The sequence below is a fragment of the Pedococcus sp. genome (genome assembly GCF_036554925.1).
Classification (GTDB): Bacteria; Actinomycetota; Actinomycetes; order Actinomycetales; family Dermatophilaceae; genus Pedococcus_A.
Window position 1 is genome coordinate 16,329 of sequence record NZ_DATBMI010000242.1, and the last position, 17,963, is coordinate 34,291.

Here is a 17,963-nt window from a genome sequence, read left to right on the forward strand (position 1 = left end):
TAGCGGGCCCCGACCGTGGTTGTGGGCGTTGGGTCTCAACCTCGGCTCGGGATCTGCTGCCCGGCGTGGGCCGTGCCTCGACGCTCCGCCTCGGCCAGGGCGTGGGCCGCGCCGATGAGCGTCAGGTGGGAGAACGCCTGCGGGAAGTTCCCGACCATGTGGCCCCGCACCGGGTCGTACTCCTCGGCGGCGAGGCCCACGTCGTTCAGCAGGCCGACGAGGCGGTCCATCAGGGCCCGGGCCTTCTCGACCATCCCGCACATGGCATAGGCGCTCACGAGCCACCACGAGCAGGCGAGGAAGGGGTGCTCGTCGCCGGCCAGGCCGTCGACACCGCTCTCGGTGCGGTAGCGAAGGAGCAGGCCGTCGCGCATCAGGTCCTGCTCGATGGCCCCGATCGTCCCGAGCACGCGCGGGTCGCCCGCCGGCAGGAACCCGACGATGGGGATGAGCAGGAGCGAGGCGTCGACCTCTGTGGTGTCGTAGTGCTGGGTGAAGGAGTTGCGCTCCTCGCTGAACCCCTTGGCGAGGATCTCCGCGCGCACCGTCGCGCGCAGCTCGCGCCACTGCTCCACGGGCCCCTCCAGCCCGTGGTCCTCGACGGCCTCGACGGCCCGGTCGAACGCGGCCCAGACCATGAGCCGGGAGTGGGTGAAGTGGCGCAGCGGCCCGCGGATCTCCCAGAGGCCGTGGTCGGGGTCGTCCCAGTGGGTCGCGAGCTCGGCCACCAGGGCTCGTTGCATCGCCCAGGACTGCGGGTCGTTCTCGAGGCCTCGGCGCCGCGCCTCCTCGAGGGCGATCATGACCTCGCCCAGCACGTCGGTCTGGCGCTGCCCGACGGCGCCGTTCCCGACGCGGACGGGCTTCGACGCCGCATACCCGGGCAGGTGCTCCAGCTCCCGCTCGGGAAGCTCGCGGGAGCCGTCGACCCGGTACATGATCTGCAGGTCCTGGGGGTCGCCCGCGACGGCGCGGAGCAGCCAGTTGCGCCACAGCCGGGTCTCGGCGAGGTAGCCGGAGGCGAGGAAGGCCTCGAGGGTGAGGGAGGCGTCGCGCAGCCAGCAGTACCGGTAGTCCCAGTTCCGGACGCCACCGACGTCCTCCGGGAGGCTCGTCGTCGGGGCGGCGACGATCCCTCCGTAGCGCGAGTCGGTCAGCAGCCGCAGCGTGAGGAGCGACCGGACGACCTGCTCGCGGTAGGGACCCTCGTAGTCGCAGTGGGCGGCCCACTCGTTCGAGCGACGCAGGGTCGCGGCGATCTGGGCGTCGATGTGCAGCGGCGGCGGGATGGCCTTGTACGACTTGAACCACGTGGTGGTGAAGGTGTGCCGCTCGCCCGCCGCCACCTCGAACTCGTCCTCGTGGTGGCCGTCGTGGCGGTGGGGCAGCCGGGACCCGCGGAAGACCAGCATGTCCGGCCCGGCGATCGCCGTGATGACGTCCGTGTCGAGGCGGTGGCCGGGGGAGTGGGCCACCCAGGGCCGGACCTTGCCGTAGCCGAAGCGCACGACCCACTCGTGGCGCATCCGGACGGTGCCGCGCAGCCCCTCGACGCGGCGGATGACGTCGGCCCGGCCGTCGCCGAGGGGCATGAGGTCGACCACCCGGACCGCCCCGGTGTCCGTCTCGTGGATGGTCTCGAGCACGAACGAGCTGTCGAGGTAGCGGCGCGTGCTGCGCGCCGGGCCCGCAGGCCCGAGCAGCCACCGGCCGTGCTCAGGCGTACCGAGCAGGGCGGCGAAGCACGCAGGCGAGTCGAAGCGGGGGAGGCACAGCCAGTCGATGGAGCCCTGCCTGCTCACCAGGGCCGCTGTCTCCGTGTCCCCCAGCACGGCATACTCCTCGATCGGTGTGGCCATCCGCCCACGGTATGCCGCGATGCGGCGCCTGTCAGGGGTGGCACATAGCATGATCGGCGTGACTGCTGTCCCCCCCACCCGCCCGTCCTCCGCGCCCCGGCCCCAGCACGACCACCTCGTCGTGCGTGGGGCCCGTGAGCACAACCTCAAGGACATCTCGGTCGAGCTGCCGCGTGACAGCCTCGTCGTCTTCACCGGTCTCTCCGGGTCGGGCAAGTCCTCGCTGGCCTTCGACACGATCTTCGCCGAGGGGCAGCGCCGGTACGTCGAGTCGCTGTCGGCCTACGCCCGGCAGTTCCTGGGGCAGATGGACAAGCCGGACGTCGACTTCATCGAGGGGCTCTCGCCCGCCGTGTCGATCGACCAGAAGTCCACCAACCGCAACCCGCGCTCGACCGTCGGCACCATCACCGAGGTCTACGACTACCTCCGCCTGCTGTTCGCCCGGGCCGGGCGACCGCACTGCCCCACCTGCGGAGAGCCGATCACCCGGCAGTCGCCGCAGCAGATCGTCGACCGCCTCCTCGAGCTGCCTGAGCGCACCCGGTTCCAGGTGCTGGCACCCGTGGTGCGCGCCCGCAAGGGCGAGTACGTCGACCTCTTCACGGAGCTGCAGAGCAAGGGCTTCGCCCGCGCCCGGGTGGACGGCGAGGTGGTCTCGCTCACCGAGCCGCCCAAGCTGGAGAAGCAGGTCAAGCACACCATCGACGTCGTCGTCGACCGCCTGGTGGCCAAGGGCGGCGACGCCGGCGCCAAGCGCCGGCTGACCGACTCGGTGGAGACCGCCCTCGGCCTGGCCGGCGGTGTGCTGGTCGTCGACTTCGTCGACCGTGACGCCGACGACCCCGAGCGCGAGCGGCGCTTCTCGGAGCGGATGGCCTGCCCCAACGACCACCCGCTGGCGATGGACGAGGTCGAGCCGCGCTCGTTCTCGTTCAACAGCCCGTTCGGCGCGTGCCCCAAGTGCACCGGGCTCGGCACGGAGCTGGAGGTCGACCCGGAGCTGCTCATCCCCGACGACGACCTCTCCATCGCCCAGGGCGCCATCGCTCCGTGGTCGCAGGGCAGCGGCTCGGCCGAGTACTTCCAGCGCGTCATCACCGCCCTCGCGGACGACCTGAAGTTCTCCATGGACGCGCCGTGGCACTCGCTGCCCGAGCGGGCCAAGGAGGCCCTGCTGTACGGCCAGAACTACAAGGTCCATGTCCGCTACCGCAACCGGTACGGCCGGGAGCGTGCCTACACCACGGGCTTCGAGGGCGTCGTTCCCTTCGTCAAGCGCCGGCACGCGGAGACCGACTCGGAGTGGAGCCGGGAGCGCTACGAGGGCTTCATGCGCGAGGTGCCGTGCCCCGAGTGCAAGGGCTCGCGGCTGAAGCCCGAGTCGCTGGCGGTACTCGTCGGAGGCCAGAGCATCTCGGACATCTGCGCCCTGGCCATCGCGGACTGCGCGAAGTTCCTCAAGGAGGTCGACTTCACCGCCCGCGAGCGGCAGATCGCCGAGCGGGTGATCAAGGAGATCGACGCCCGGCTCGGGTTCCTCCTCGACGTCGGCCTCGACTACCTCTCGCTCGACCGGCCGGCCGGCACCCTCTCCGGCGGTGAGGCGCAGCGGATCCGCCTCGCGACGCAGATCGGCTCCGGCCTCGTCGGCGTCCTGTACGTCCTCGACGAGCCGAGCATCGGTCTCCACCAGCGCGACAACCACCGGCTCATCGAGACGCTGACCCGGCTGCGCGACCTGGGCAACACCCTGATCGTCGTCGAGCACGACGAGGACACCATCGCCACGGCGGACTGGGTGGTCGACATCGGCCCCGGGGCCGGGGAGCACGGAGGCAAGGTCGTCCACTCCGGGCCCGTGCAGGGCCTCCTCGAGCACCCCGACTCGATGACCGGCAAGTACCTCTCGGGCCGGCTGGAGATCCCCGTGCCCGCGGTGCGCCGCCCACCGGAGAAGGGCCGCGAGGTGACCGTCGTGGGCGCGCGCGAGCACAACCTCAGCGCGGTCGACGTGAGCTTCCCGCTCGGCACCCTGGTCGCCGTCACCGGCGTCTCCGGCTCCGGGAAGTCCACCCTCGTCAACGACATCCTGTACAACGTCCTCGCCAACAAGCTGAACGGCGCGCGGCACGTGCCCGGCCGGCACAAGACGGTGACGGGGCTCGAGCACCTCGACAAGGTCGTGCACGTCGACCAGAGCCCGATCGGGCGCACCCCCCGGTCCAACCCCGCGACGTACACCGGCGTCTTCGACAGCATCCGCAAGCTGTTCGCGGAGACGACGGAGGCCAAGATCCGCGGCTACATGCCGGGGCGCTTCTCGTTCAACGTCAAGGGCGGCCGCTGCGACTCCTGCTCCGGCGACGGCACGCTCAAGATCGAGATGAACTTCCTGCCGGACGTCTACGTCCCGTGCGAGGTCTGCCACGGCGCCCGCTACAACCGGGAGACGCTCGAGGTCCACTTCAAGGGCAGGACGATCGCCGACGTCCTCGACATGCCGATCGAGGAGGCCGCCGAGTTCTTCGCGGCCGTGCCGGCCATCGCCCGGCACATGAAGACGCTCAACGACGTCGGGCTCGGGTACGTCCGGCTCGGCCAGCCGGCGCCGACCCTCTCCGGTGGTGAGGCGCAGCGGGTCAAGCTCGCGAGCGAGCTGCAGAAGCGCTCCACCGGGCGCACGATCTACGTCCTGGACGAGCCCACGACCGGCCTGCACTTCGAGGACATCCGCAAGCTGCTGCTGGTGCTCCAGGGTCTCGTCGACAAGGGCAACACCGTGATCGTCATCGAGCACAACCTCGACGTCATCAAGAACGCCGACTGGATCGTCGACATGGGCCCCGAGGGCGGCAGCGGTGGCGGCCGGGTCATCGCCGAGGGCACCCCCGAGGAGGTCGCGGAGGTGTTCGAGAGCCACACCGGGAGGTTCCTCGCGCCGGTGCTGGAGAGGAGCGCCCGCACGCCGCACCGCCCCACCGGGGCCAGGGCGACGCAGTCGGCCCCTCGGGGGCCTGCGGTGAAGAAGACCGCTGCGAAGAGCCCCGTAGGCAAGCGCACCGCCGCGGCGAAGGCCACGACGAGGAAGGAGACGACGGGGAAGGCCGCGACGGCGAAGACGGCATCGGCGACGAGCGCAGCAGCGAGGGCTGCCGCGAAGAAGACCCCTGCGAAGAAGACCCCTGCGAAGAAGACCCCTGCGAAGAAGGCCGCGGCCAGGAAGCCGTCGGGCTGACCGGACCTGACCTGCCTTCACGACGGGGCCCCGTGTGTCCCACGGGGGCCTCGGTGTGCGTGTGTCACGACCGAGCCGGTATGCCGCGTGGGCGGCACACCGGCTCGGTCACGCCGGGAGTGCGGACCCCGTCTAGTCCTCGCCCAGGTAGGCCTTGCGCACCTCGTCGCTGGTGAGCAGCTCCTTGCCGGTGCCCTTGAGGACGATCTTGCCGACCTCGAGGACGTAGCCGTGGTTGGCCAGGCTCAACGCCGCCTGGGCGTTCTGCTCGACGAGCAGGATGGTCGTGCCCTGGCTCTGCAGGGTCCGCACCGTGCTCATGATCTTCTTCATCATCAGCGGCGAGAGACCCATCGACGGCTCGTCGAGCATCAGCAGCTTGGGACGGCTCATCATCGCCCGGCCCATCGCCAGCATCTGCTGCTCACCACCGGAGAACGTCCCCGCAGGCTGCTTGCTGCGCTCACCGAGGATCGGGAACAGCTCGTACGCCGCCTTCAGGTCGTCGGCGATCCCGCGGTCCTTGCGGGCGAAGGCGCCGAGCAGCAGGTTCTCCTCCACCGAGAGCCGCGGGAAGATCCGCCGGCCCTCGGGGGAGTGGGCGAGACCCAGCATGACGATCTCGTGCGCGGGCATCGCGTCGATGCGCTTGCCCTGGAACGTGATCTCACCGCCCGACGGCTTGAGCAGCCCCGAGATGGTGCGCAGCGTCGTCGTCTTGCCGGCTCCGTTGGTGCCGATCAGCGTGACGACCTCGCCCTCGTCGACCGAGAAGCTGATCTTCTTGACGGCCTTGATCTTGCCGTACGAGACCTCGAGGTCCTTGACCTCCAGCATCGCGGTCACCCCTGCGCCTCCTCTTCCTGGGTCTCCGGTTCGCCGATGTACGCCTCGATGACCCGTGGGTCGGACTGCACCTGCTCGGGCGTGCCCTCGATGAGGGTCTCGCCGCGGACGAGGCACAGCACCCGGTCGCACAGGTTGAAGATGAAGCGCATGTCGTGCTCGATGACGACGACCGCCAGCCCGTTGTCGCGGATCTTGAAGATCAGGTCGCTGGCCTGGCGGGTCTCCTGCGGGTTCATGCCGGCCGTCGGCTCGTCCAGCAGGATGAGCTTCGGGTCGGTCGCCAGCGCCCGCGCGATCTCGAGGCGACGCTGGTCGCCGTACGGCATGTTGCGGGCGAGCAGCTCGGTCGACTTGCCCAGCCCGACGAAGTCGAGCAGCTCCTGCGCGCGCTCGCGCGTGGCCTGCTCCTCCCGCCGGAACTTCGGGCCGCGGAAGACCGACGTGATCGCACCCGCGCTGGTCCGGCAGTAGCGGCCGACCATGACGTTCTCCAGGGCCGTCATGTTCCCGAACAGGCGGATGTTCTGGAACGTCCGGGCCATGCCGGCGCTGACGACCGCCCGCGGCTTCGGCGGCAGCTCCGCGCCGGCGAGGCGTACCGCGCCCTCCGTGGGCTTGTACATGCCGGTCAGGCAGTTGAAGAACGTCGTCTTGCCCGCGCCGTTCGGCCCGATCAGGCCGACGATCTCGCCCTCGTTGACCGTGAGGTCGACGTTGTTGACGGCCACGAGCCCGCCGAACCTCATGATGACGCCCTTGGCCTCGAGGAGCGGCTGGCCGTCCCCCTCGGCGCGGGTGGGGGTCTGCGCGGTGGCGGTCATTTGACGTCCTCCAGGTGCTCGCTCTGGACGAGTTCGGCCAGTTCCTCATCCTCTTCGTGGAACTCGAGCTGGCGCCGCTGGCTCGCCACGAGGCCCTCGGGGCGGAAGCGCATCATCAGCACGAGGGTGAGACCGAAGAGCAGCAGCCGGTACTCGTTGAAGAAGCGCAGCTTCTCGGGCAGCAGCTTCAGGATGGTCGCGCCGATCAGGACGCCGGCGATGGTGCCCATACCGCCGAGGACGATCGCGGCGAGCAGGAACGCCGACTCCAGGAAGATGTACTGGTCCGGGCTGACTGCGCCGTCCTGGTGGGCCTTGACCGTCCCCGCCATGCCGGCGAGGAAGGCGCCGCCGGCGAAGGCGAGAAGCTTGAGCCCGAAGACGTTGACGCCCATGGCCTCGGCCGCCCGCTCGTCCTCGCGGATGGCGACCCACCCGCGACCGATCCGGCTGTTGTTGAGCCGGGAGAAGACCAGGATGATGAACCCGATCAGCACCAGCAGCAGGAAGTAGTAGTTCGAGAAGCGACCCAGTGGCACCCCGAGAACCGTGTGCGTCTCGCCGAAGTTGAAGCCGCCGATCTCGAGGTCCGGGATGCCGGGGATGCCGTTCGGGCCGTTGGTGAGGTCCGGGCCGTTGTTGCCGTCGAGGTTGAACATGGCGAGGCGGAAGATCTCACCGAACGCCAGGGTCACGATGGCCAGGTAGTCGCCCGAGACCCGCAGCGTCGGCGAGCCGATGATCAGGCCCAGGCAGGAGGAGACCACGGCGCCGATGATGACCACCAGCCAGAAGGGCGGGGTCAGCTCGAGCGTCGCGAACGCCGACCCCGAGAGCATCGCAGCGACGTAGGCACCGGCACCCAGAAACGCGATGTACCCGAGGTCGAGCAGGCCCGCGAGGCCGACGACGATGTTCAGGCCCATCGCCGTGGCCGCGAAGATCAGCACCTGGGTGGCGATCGACATGTTGGCGTCCGACCCCTGCTGGGTGAACGGGAAGAAGAACGCCACGGCGAAGGCCGCCAGGGTGAGGACCTTGCGGTTGCGCGTCGCGATGTGCCCGAAGAAGGACGTGAAGCCGCAGCGCACGAGCCCTGCGATCAGGCCGGCCGCGAACACGAGGAACAGCACGAACTCCCAGGCGTTCTCGCGGCTGAGGGCGTAGGCGGCGCCGAACAGGATGCCCGCCATGCTGAGCGCGATGATGAGGATCTCCACCGTGGAGTTCAGCCTGGCCTTGGCCATGTTGTTGAGCTGGCGCTGGGGGATGAAGTGCGCGCCGACGAAGAGCAGCAGGGCCCCCAGCGTGGAGATCCAGCCGCCCTCGTTGACGTTGATCAGGCCGCCGGCCTCGTAGGCGATCGCGATGAGGACGCCGACCATGTAGAGCAGCGCCCACAGGCCCACGGCGCGCAGCCCCAGTGCTGCGTCGGCCCAGTCGTGCAGCCGGGTCAGCGGGCCCCGCTCGGTGAGGAGCAGCGCCAGCGCGAGGAGGCCGAGGATGATCGCCAGGATCTGGAGGCCGCCGGGGTTACCCCGCAGGGACAGGTCACCCAGGACGCGGTTGTCGTAGCACCAGGACAGGAAGGAGCCGACGATGAGCAGGATGGTGCCCGTCAGCGCGACCGGCCACCCCTTGCTGGCGTGCTGGTTTCGCACGTCGTCCGGAATGTTGGGAATGCGGATCATGCGCGGTCCACCACCCTTGCTCCGAGGAGGCCCTGGGGCCGGAAGACCAGCACCAGGATGAGGAGAACGAAGGCCCAGACGTCCTTCCAGGGGCTGCCCCCGAACTGGCCCGGGATGAACTGGACGGCCATGGCCTCGGTGACACCGAGCACGAGGCCGCCGACGACGGCGCCCGCGATGTTGCCGATGCCGCCGAGGACCGCGGCCGTGAAGGCCTTGAGGCCGGCAAGGAAGCCGATCTTGAAGTTGATGTTGTTGTTCTGGAAGCCCTGGGCGACACCGGCGACAGCGGCGAGGACGGCGCCGACCGCGAACGCGACCACGATGACGCGGTCGACGTTGATGCCCATCAGGCGGGCAGTGTCCTTGTCCTGCGACACCGCCTGCATCCCGCGGCCCATCTTGGTGCGGTTGATGAAGTACCACAGCAGGGCGGCGCAGACGGCGAGCGAGCCGACCGTGAAGAAGCTGGCGCGCTCGATGGTGACGCCACCGAACTGCAGGGCCGGGCCGGTGACCACGTCGATCTGGGGGAACGGGATCCGCTGCTTCGCGCTGGGGAAGTCGGCGCCCGGGACCTTGTCGTAGAAGAGCCGGACGAACTCCTGCAGGAAGACCGAGATGCCGATGGCGGTGATGAGCGGTGCCAGCCGGGGCGCGTTGCGCAGCGGCCGGTACGCGACCCGCTCCATGAGCACCGCCGTGCCGACCGAGGCGATCATCGCGCCGATGATCATGAAGGGCAGGATCCAGACTGCTGTCTGGCCCTCGAAAAGCAACAGGTAGGTGCTGAGCGCTCCGAACGCCCCGATCATGAAGACCTCGCCGTGGGCGAAGTTGATCAGCTGCACGATGCCGTAGACGACGGTGTATCCGACGGCGATCAGGGCGTAGAGCGAACCCAGGGTCAGCCCGTTCACGAGCTGCTGGGCGAACTGGTCCACGAAAACCTCCTCGAGTCCGACGTGGCAGACAGAGAACCTAGCGGTTCGTGGCCCTGTCGGTCTGCCGCGTCACGGGTCGGGGTATGCAGCGGGGGCGAGACCATGGTCCCGCCCCCGCTTACCCGGTGGTGCTGATTCGGCTTACTTGAACTCTTCGGTGTTGACCGGAGCCCACTTCCCGCTCTTGACCTGGTAGACGGTCAGGACCCGCGAGGTGGTGTCGCCGAACTCGTCGAACGCGACCTTGCCGGTCACGCCGTCGAAGGACACCTTGCCGATGGCGTCGATGGTCGCCTGGCGGGCAGCCTCGGCGCTGTCGGCGGACTTCAGGGACACCTTCAGGCCCTCGATGATGGCCTTCGCCGCGTCGTACGAGTAGGCGCCGTACGCCTCGTACGGGTCGGCGTAGCCGGCCTTCTCGTAGTCGGAGATGAAGGTCTTCGCGGTCTCGAGCTCCTCGACCGGGGCGCCGACGGAGGTCGACAGGTCACCCTCGGAGGTCTTGCCCGCCAGCTTGACGAACTCGCCGGAGAAGATGCCGTCTCCACCCATGAGCGGGACGTTGAGACCCGCGGCCTTCATCTGCTGTGAGAAGGGGCCGGCCTGCGGGTACTCGCCGCCGTAGTACAGAGCAGCCGGGGAGCTGGGCTTGATCTTCGAGATGACGGGACCGTAGTCGTCGTCGTCCGGGTTGATCGTCTCGGCCGCGACGACCTGGCCGCCGAGCTTCTTGTACTCCTCCGTGAACGACTCGACCAGGCCCTGGCCGTAGGTCTTCTTGTCGTGGACGGTGGCGATCTTCTTGATGCCGGCCTTCTCGAAGAGGTAGCGCGCGGCGAACGGACCCTGGACGGCGTCCGTGGTGCAGGTGCGGAAGTAGCCCGGGTAGGTGCGCTTCGGCGCGTTCTTGAAGTCCGGGCCCTGGGTAAGGCTCGGGTTGGTGTTCGCGGGGGAGATCTGCGCGATCTTCGCCTGGGCGAGGACCGGCTGGACGCTCTGGGCGACGCTGGAGTTCAGCGTGCCGACCACGCCGACGACGTCCTTGTCGGACGCCAGGGCGGTCGCGGCGTTCTTGCCCACGTCGGGCTTGGCCTCGTCGTCCTTGGCGGCGACCTCGAGGGTCCAGCCCTCGATGGCGTTGCTCTCGTTGGCCTGCTTGACGGCGAGCTCGACCGAGTGCTGGATGCCCTTGCCGAGGGCGGCCAGGTCACCCGACAGGGGTGCGATGACACCGATCTTGGCGACCTTCTTGTCGCCACCGCCGCCGCCTCCGCCGCCGCTCTCCTCGCCGCGGGTGCCGCAGGCAGCGAGCGCAAGCGAGGCGACGAGCATCGAGGTGCCGACCGTTACCACGGAACGCTGGGGCACGTTTCCTCCTGTGTGAATCATGTCTTCCGAGCAGGTGCGCTCGACCACCCGCGGTTTCTGCGGGCACCCGCACAGTAGACCGGAAGATCGCCATCTGGGCAGGACTCGCCCAAGCCTGTGTCTAGGTCGTTACCTCCTCGGTGCCGACCTCTCCGACCCGTGCAGTCGCGAAACCGGCGCGGCACGGCATACGTTGCCTTTTCAAGGACATGGCGGGGTATGCCGCCGTGTCGCCCCGACCCGGAGGTCTCCCATGCGCCCCACCAGCCCCGCGAGTCCCGAGCCTGAGATCGTCGACGCAGCCACGGAGGAGCCGTGTGGCGGCGCATGCTGGGACCGCCGCTCGGTCCTGTCCGCGGGCGTGGTCGCGGCGGGAGCCCTCGGCGTGACCGCCTGCGGGGCGGCGGAGGACATCGCGAGCGACGCGGTGTCGAGCGCCTCTGCCGCCGCGACGAGCGCCCTCAAGGACGCCATCTCGAAGGCCACCATCCCCGTCGGCGGCGGTCGCGTCTTCGGGGACCAGAAGGTCGTCGTCACGCAGCCCAAGGAGGGTGAGTTCAAGGCGTTCACGACCGTGTGCACCCACCAGGGCTGCCAGGTCGCGGAGGTCGCCAACGGCACGATCAACTGCCCGTGCCACGGCAGCAAGTTCGACATCGCGACCGGCGAGGTGAAGGCGGGGCCGGCAACGAGGCCGCTGCCCTCCAAGTCGGTGTCGGTCACGGGCGAGGGGATCTCGGTCTCCTGAGCCCTGGCCGCCCGCCCACCGCGGCCGTCGTCGGGGCACGCTCCTAGAGTTGGGACCGTGGCTGACCCGTCGACCTACCGCCCCGCCCCGGGGGAGATCCCGGTGGACCCCGGCGTCTACCGCTTCCGGGACCGCGACGGCCGGGTCATCTACGTGGGCAAGGCCAAGTCGCTGCGCCCGCGGTTGTCGTCGTACTTCCAGGACCTCGCGGCCCTCCACCCGCGCACCGCGACGATGGTCACGACCGCCGCCAGCGTGGAGTGGACCGTCGTCTCCACCGAGGTCGAGGCCCTCCAGCTCGAGTACTCCTGGATCAAGGAGTTCGACCCCCGGTTCAACGTCAAGTACCGCGACGACAAGTCCTACCCGTACCTCGCGGTGACCCTGGGCGAGGAGTTCCCGCGGGCGCAGGTGCTTCGGGGCGCCAAGCGCAAGGGGACCCGCTACTTCGGGCCCTACGCCCACGCGTGGGCCATCCGGGAGACCCTCGACCTCATGCTCCGGGTGTTCCCGATGCGCACCTGCTCCTCGGGGGTGTTCAAGCGGGCCGGGCAGGTGGGGCGGCCGTGCCTGCTCGGGTACATCGACAAGTGCTCCGCGCCGTGCGTCGGCCGGGTGACCCCGGAGGAGCACCGCGCCATCGCCGAGGACTTCTGCGACTTCATGGCGGGCAACACCACCAAGTTCGTCCGGCGTCTCGAGCGCCGGATGAAGGAGGCGTCCGCCGAGCTCGCGTTCGAGGACGCCGCGCGGCTGCGTGACGACATCGGGGCGCTGAACCGCGCGCTCGAGAAGTCCGCCGTCGTCCTCGGCGACGGCACGGACGCCGATGTGTTCGCGCTGGCCGACGACGAGCTCGAGGCGGCCGTGCAGGTCTTCCACGTGCGGGGCGGCCGGGTCCGCGGCCAGCGCGGCTGGGTCGCCGAGAAGGACGCCGAGACGGTCCCCGAGATCGTCGAGCACCTCCTGCAGCAGGTCTACGGCGCCGAGACCGGCGACGGCGTGCCGCGCGAGGTCCTCGTGCCGGTGCTGCCCCCCGACATGGACGCGGTCGTGGAGTGGCTCTCGGGGCTGCGCGGCTCCCAGGTGCAGGTCCGCGTGCCGCAGCGAGGCGACAAACGGACCCTCATGGAGACCGTGCGACGCAACGCCGAGCAGTCGCTCGCCCGGCACAAGCTGGCGCGGGCGGGGGACCTGACGGCGCGCAGCCAGGCGCTCCAGGAGCTGCAGGAGTCCCTCGAGCTGCCCGACGCCCCGCTGCGCATCGAGTGCTTCGACGTCAGCCATGTGCAGGGCACCCAGGTCGTCGCCTCGATGGTCGTCTTCGAGGACGGACTCGCCCGCAAGTCCGAGTACCGCCGCTTCATCGTGCGGGGCCCCCGCGGCGCGGAGAACGGCGGCCCCCAGGTCGACGACACCGCCGCGATGCGCGAGGTGCTCACCCGGCGGTTCCAGCGCTACCTCGAGGAGCGCGACACCTCCTCGGACCTCGAGCTCGGGCCCGACGACGTCGCGGACGGCGCGCCCGGCCGGGTCGACCCGGAGACCGGGCGACCGAAGCGGTTCGCCTACCCGCCCAACCTCGTCGTCGTCGACGGGGGGCTCCCGCAGGTCAACGCGGCGTCGGCGGCCCTGGGCGACCTGGGCATCGACGACGTCGCGGTCGTGGGCCTGGCCAAGCGCCTCGAGGAGGTCTGGGTGCCGGGCCAGGACTTCCCGGTGATCCTGCCGCGCACCAGCGAGGGGCTGTACCTCCTGCAGCGGGTCCGCGACGAGGCGCACCGGTTCGCCATCACGTTCCACCGACAGCGTCGGTCCAAGGCGATGACCTCCAGCGCCCTCGACGGCATCCCCGGGCTCGGCGACGCCAAGCGCAAGGCCCTGCTGCGGCACTTCGGCTCGGTGAAGAAGGTGCGCGCCGCGAGCCTGGCGGAGCTCCAGGAGGTTCCCGGCATAGGTCCTGCGCTGGCCGGCACTCTTGCGGCACAGTTGTCACAGGAGGGGACACCTGCCCCTGCCGTCAACCTCATGACCGGGGAGGTCATGGACGACAACGAGGAGCAGCGCCGTGACTGACCCCGAGGCCCGCCCAGCACCGGAGCGGACCGAGCTCGTCATCGTCACCGGCATGAGTGGGGCCGGGCGGACCACCACCGCCAACGTCCTCGAGGACTCCGGCTGGTACGTCGTGGACAACCTGCCACCCCACCTGCTCGTCCCGCTGACGGAGCTGGCCGGGAAGCGGCAGGGCGCCGACGGCGTCCCGCGCATCGCGGCCGTGGTCGACGTCCGGGCCCGGGGGTTCACCCACCTGCGCGAATCCCTCGACGAGCTCCGCAGCCGCGGCTGGCGGCCGAACCTCGTGTTCCTCGACGCCACCGACGAGGCGCTGGTCCGCAGGTTCGAGAGCGTCCGACGGCCCCACCCGCTGCAGGGCGAGGGACGTCTGCTCGACGGGATCGTCCGTGAGCGCAGCCTCCTCCAGGACCTCCGGGCCGATGCCGACGTCGTCATCGACACCTCCGGCCTCAACGTCCACCAGCTCGCCAAGAAGGTCGCGCCGGTGTTCACCAAGGAGGCCGGGCCCCGGTTGCGCATCGCCGTGATGTCGTTCGGCTTCAAGTACGGCGTGCCCCTCGACGCCGACTTCGTGTTCGACATGCGGTTCCTGCCGAACCCGTTCTGGATCCCCGAGCTGCGCAACTTCAGCGGCAAGGACGAGCCGGTGGCCGAGTTCGTCATGGGTCAGGAGGGCGCGTCGGAGTTCATCGACCGCGTGGTCGACCTGATGCGCCCGGTGACGGCCGGCTACGTCCGTGAGGGCCGCCGCTACGCCACGATCGGCGTCGGGTGCACCGGTGGAAAGCACCGGTCGGTCGCCGTGGCGGAGGCGCTGGCCATGGCGCTCGGGACCGGCGAGACCGCCACCTTCGTGGTCCACCGCGACCTGGGGCAGGAGTGAGCGGCCCCGCCGTCGTGGCCCTGGGCGGGGGCCACGGGCTCGCTGCGTCGCTGTCTGCCCTGAAACTGGTCAGCGACGACATCACCGCGGTCGTCACCGTCGCCGACAACGGCGGGTCGAGCGGCCGCCTGCGCGACGAGTTCGACGTGCTGCCTCCCGGCGACCTGCGGATGGCCCTGACCGCGCTCTGCGAGGAGTCGGAGTGGGGACACATCTGGCGGGACGTGCTCCAGCACCGCTTCCGCGGCGGCGGGGACCTCGGCGGCCACGCCCTGGGCAACCTCCTGATCGTCGCGCTCTGGGAGCTCCACCAGGAGGACCCGGTCGCCGGGCTCGACCTCGTCGGGCGGCTGCTCAACGCCAGGGGTCGCGTGCTGCCCATGGCGGCGGTGCCACTGGAGATCGAGGCCGAGGTGGCGGGCATCGACCCGGCCCGGCCCGACGAGGTGACCAGGGTCCGGGGGCAGGTCGCCGTGGCGACGGCGAACGGGCGGGTGCGCAGCATCGCCCTGGACCCGGCCGACCCGCCGGCCCCGGAGGCCACGGTGCGCGCCGTGGAACGAGCCGACTGGGTGATCCTCGGCCCGGGCTCGTGGTTCACCTCGGTCATGCCGCACCTCATGGTCCCGGCACTGCGGGCGGCCCTGCACGACACCCAGGCCCGCCGCCTGCTCACCCTCAACGTCGAGCACGCCGGTGAGACCGCTGGCTTCTCCGCCGCGCAGCACCTCGAGACCCTCGCCGACCACGCGCCACGACTGCGCCTCGACATCGTGCTCGCGGACCCTGGCGCCGTCGACGACGAGACCGGCCTCCGGCGCGCCGCGGCCCGGCTCGGCGCCGAGGTCGTCGTCGCGCCGGTGGCGAAGAAGGACCGGCCGGGGCAGCATGACTCCCTGCGGCTGGCCGCGGCCTACCGTGACGTCCTTGCCTGAGCGGACCCGGGCGGCGCTGTGCCGACGGCATCGTCACGGGGCAGGCCAGGGGCCGGAGGGCGTGGGCAGGAGTCCGGCGGGGGAGCAGCAGCGGCCGGCGGAGGTAGTGGACACGGGTGGCAGGATGACGGCATGGCGATGACGGCGAAGGTCAAGGACGAGCTCAGCAGGCTCGAGGTGACGAAACCCTGCTGCCGGAAGGCCGAGGTCGCCTCGACCCTGCGCTTCGCGGGCGGACTCCACATCGTGGGCGGGCGCATCGTCGTGGAGGCCGAGCTCGACACCGCCAACGCCGCTCGGCGGCTCCGCCGCGACATCGGCGACCTCTACGGGCACAGCTCCGAGGTCCTCGTGATGGCGGCCGGTGGGCTGCGCAAGAGCAGTCGCTACGTCGTGCGGGTCGTCCAGGACGGCGAGGCCCTGGCCCGCCAGACCGGCCTCATCGACACCCGCGGCCGTCCCGTCCGGGGCCTGCCCCCGAAGGTCGTCAGCGCCGCCGCGTGCGACGCCGAGGCGGCCTGGCGCGGGGCCTTCCTCGCCCATGGGTCCCTCACCGAGCCAGGACGCTCGTCGGCGCTGGAGGTCACGTGCCCGGGGCCCGAGGCAGCGCTCGCCCTCGTGGGGGCAGCGCGCCGGCTCGGCATCGGCGCCAAGGCGCGTGAGGTCCGCGGGGTCGACCGCGTGGTGCTCCGCGACGGCGACGCCATCGGGGCGATGCTCACCCGGTTGGGTGCCCACGACGCCGTCCTCGCCTGGGAGGAGCGCCGGATGCGCCGGGAGGTCCGGGCCACCGCCAACCGCCTGGCGAACTTCGACGACGCGAACCTGCGCCGCTCCGCGCGCGCCGCGGTGGCGGCGGGCGCGCGGGTGCAGCGTGCCCTCGAGATCCTCGGCGAGGAGGTCCCGGACCACCTGCGCGAGGCCGGGGCGCTGCGCCTCGAGCACAAGCAGGCCTCGCTGGAGGAGCTGGGGCAGCTCGCGCAGCCACCGATGACCAAGGACGCCGTCGCCGGGCGGATCCGCCGGCTGCTGGCCATGGCCGACAAGCGGGCCCAGGACCTCGGCATCCCCGGGACCGACGCCAACCTCACCGCGGACATGCTCGATGCCTGAGGCGGCGACGACCCCGGCCGACGCCCGCCGCTCCGCCATCGCCGTCGTCGGCACCGGCTACGTCGGGCTGTCCATCGCGATCCTGCTGGCGCAGCACCATGACGTCGTGGCCCTCGACATCGACGCCGACCGGGTGCGCATGCTCCAGGACGGGCGCAGCCCCATCGACGACCCGGAGGTCGCGGACCACCTCGCGAACCACCCACTCAACCTGCGGTTCACGGTCGAGCCGAAGGACGCGTACACCGGCGCCGAGTACGTCGTCATCGCGACGCCGACGGACTACAACCCGGAGACGAACTACTTCGACACCTCCACGGTGGAAGGGGTCGTCCGCGACGTCCTCGAGATCAACCCGGACGCCGTGATGGTGATCAAGTCCACCGTTCCGGTGGGCTTCACGAGGGAGCTCAGCGCCCGATCCGGGAGCGAGAACATCCTGTTCAGCCCGGAGTTCCTCCGCGAGGGCAAGGCGCTCTGGGACAACCTCCACCCTTCGCGCATCGTCGTCGGCGAGACGAGCGAGCGGGCTCGCGGCTTCGCCGCCCTGCTGCAGCAGTGCGCCGCGGACCCCGACGTCCCGGTCGTGCTCACCGACAGCACGGAGGCCGAGGCGATCAAGCTCTTCGCCAACACCTACCTCGCGATGCGGGTCGCCTTCTTCAACGAGCTCGACTCCTTCGCGATCTCGCGCGGCCTGTCCTCACGGGCGGTGATCGAGGGCGTCTCGCTCGACCCCCGGATCGGCGACCACTACAACAACCCCTCCTTCGGCTACGGCGGCTACTGCCTGCCCAAGGACACCAAGCAGCTGCTCGCCAACTACCAGTCGGTGCCGCAGAGCCTCATCGAGGCGATCGTCACGGCCAACTCGCTGCGCAAGGACTTCGTCGCCTTCGACATCCTCGACCGCCGCCCCCGCAGGGTCGGCATCCACCGGCTGATCATGAAGGCGCACTCCGACAACTTCCGCGCCAGCAGCGTGCAGGGGATCATGAAGCGCATCAAGGCCAAGGGCGTCGAGGTCGTCGTCTACGAGCCCGGCCTGGCCGGGGACGACTTCTACGGCTCGCGGGTGGTGCGCGACCTCGCGGAGTTCAAGGAGCTCTCCGACGTCATCGTCGCCAACCGGATGGCGGCCGAGCTCGAGGACGTGCGCGAGAAGGTCTACACCCGCGACCTCTTCGGCGGCGACCAGTAACCCCCTACGGGGCCGGTATGCCGCGCGGCCGGCCGGCCCCGCGGCATACCCGCTCGTAGCACGGACTCGGGTGTCAGCCGCCCCCTGCCCTCCACTAGGGTCGGAGGCGGCACCAGTGCCGCGCCGACGCGGCACACCGTCCCCCCTTTCGGAAGGCTGAGGAACAGTGACTGTTCGCGTAGGGATCAATGGCTTTGGCCGCATCGGCCGCAACTTCTTCCGGGCCGTGCAGGC

At 70.4% G+C, this 17,963-nt stretch carries 13 protein-coding genes; 7 read left to right on the forward strand and 6 right to left on the reverse strand.

Annotated elements, in window-relative coordinates; all coding sequences use genetic code 11:
• Positions 1-35: 35 nt before the first annotated feature.
• Positions 36-1,859 (reverse strand): glycoside hydrolase family 15 protein, encoded by a 1,824-nt coding sequence (locus VIB11_RS17690; RefSeq protein ID WP_332057385.1) that lies wholly within the window; start codon positions 1,857-1,859, stop codon positions 36-38.
• 49 nt (positions 1,860-1,908) lie between these two features.
• On the opposite strand from VIB11_RS17690, the gene uvrA reads away from it, so the two are divergent.
• Positions 1,909-5,097 carry an excinuclease ABC subunit UvrA gene (uvrA, locus tag VIB11_RS17695; RefSeq protein ID WP_332057386.1) on the forward strand — a complete coding sequence of 1,063 codons (3,189 nt, stop codon included), beginning with the start codon at positions 1,909-1,911 and terminating at the stop codon, positions 5,095-5,097.
• Between the two features lie 132 nt (positions 5,098-5,229).
• Here the strand turns inward: uvrA and VIB11_RS17700 are convergent, their stop codons facing one another.
• The 5 genes from VIB11_RS17700 to VIB11_RS17720 all read right to left on the reverse strand — a co-directional run bounded on the left by VIB11_RS17700 (position 5,230) and on the right by VIB11_RS17720 (position 10,770).
• Positions 5,230-5,943 (reverse strand): ABC transporter ATP-binding protein, encoded by a 714-nt coding sequence (locus tag VIB11_RS17700; RefSeq protein WP_332057387.1) that lies wholly within the window; start codon positions 5,941-5,943, stop codon positions 5,230-5,232.
• Positions 5,940-6,767, reverse strand: coding sequence for an ABC transporter ATP-binding protein (locus VIB11_RS17705; protein ID WP_332057388.1), 828 nt, complete (start codon positions 6,765-6,767; stop codon positions 5,940-5,942). The genes VIB11_RS17700 and VIB11_RS17705 overlap by 4 nt, the downstream gene beginning before the upstream one ends.
• Entirely contained in the window at positions 6,764-8,458 is a 1,695-nt protein-coding gene (locus VIB11_RS17710; protein WP_332057389.1) for a branched-chain amino acid ABC transporter permease, read from the reverse strand. Before VIB11_RS17710 ends, VIB11_RS17705 begins: the two co-directional genes overlap by 4 nt.
• A complete protein-coding gene (locus VIB11_RS17715) occupies positions 8,455-9,402 on the reverse strand; it encodes a branched-chain amino acid ABC transporter permease (RefSeq protein WP_332057390.1) in 948 nt (315 codons plus the stop codon). The genes VIB11_RS17710 and VIB11_RS17715 overlap by 4 nt, the downstream gene beginning before the upstream one ends.
• Positions 9,403-9,543: 141 nt before the next feature.
• A complete protein-coding gene (locus VIB11_RS17720) occupies positions 9,544-10,770 on the reverse strand; it encodes a branched-chain amino acid ABC transporter substrate-binding protein (RefSeq protein WP_332057391.1) in 1,227 nt (408 codons plus the stop codon).
• Positions 10,771-11,023: 253 nt separating this feature from the next.
• Between VIB11_RS17720 and VIB11_RS17725 the strand changes: the two genes are divergently transcribed.
• The 6 genes from VIB11_RS17725 to VIB11_RS17750 all read left to right on the forward strand — a co-directional run bounded on the left by VIB11_RS17725 (position 11,024) and on the right by VIB11_RS17750 (position 17,729).
• Positions 11,024-11,518 carry a Rieske (2Fe-2S) protein gene (locus tag VIB11_RS17725; protein ID WP_332057392.1) on the forward strand — a complete coding sequence of 165 codons (495 nt, stop codon included), beginning with the start codon at positions 11,024-11,026 and terminating at the stop codon, positions 11,516-11,518.
• Between the two features lie 57 nt (positions 11,519-11,575).
• A complete protein-coding gene (uvrC, locus tag VIB11_RS17730) occupies positions 11,576-13,594 on the forward strand; it encodes an excinuclease ABC subunit UvrC (protein WP_332057393.1) in 2,019 nt (672 codons plus the stop codon).
• Positions 13,587-14,480: an RNase adapter RapZ gene (rapZ, locus tag VIB11_RS17735; RefSeq protein WP_332057394.1), complete on the forward strand. Its 894-nt coding sequence runs from the start codon at positions 13,587-13,589 to the stop codon at positions 14,478-14,480. Before uvrC ends, rapZ begins: the two co-directional genes overlap by 8 nt.
• Positions 14,477-15,415 carry a uridine diphosphate-N-acetylglucosamine-binding protein YvcK gene (locus VIB11_RS17740; protein WP_332057395.1) on the forward strand — a complete coding sequence of 313 codons (939 nt, stop codon included), beginning with the start codon at positions 14,477-14,479 and terminating at the stop codon, positions 15,413-15,415. Before rapZ ends, VIB11_RS17740 begins: the two co-directional genes overlap by 4 nt.
• A gap of 132 nt (positions 15,416-15,547) precedes the next feature.
• The gene (whiA, locus tag VIB11_RS17745) at positions 15,548-16,528 is read left to right on the forward strand and encodes a DNA-binding protein WhiA (protein WP_332057396.1); all 981 of its coding nucleotides are present in this window, start codon (positions 15,548-15,550) and stop codon (positions 16,526-16,528) included.
• Positions 16,521-17,729, forward strand: a complete 1,209-nt coding sequence (locus tag VIB11_RS17750) for a nucleotide sugar dehydrogenase (protein ID WP_332057397.1) — start codon at positions 16,521-16,523, stop codon at positions 17,727-17,729. The genes whiA and VIB11_RS17750 overlap by 8 nt, the downstream gene beginning before the upstream one ends.
• The last annotated feature ends 234 nt before the right edge of the window (positions 17,730-17,963 follow it).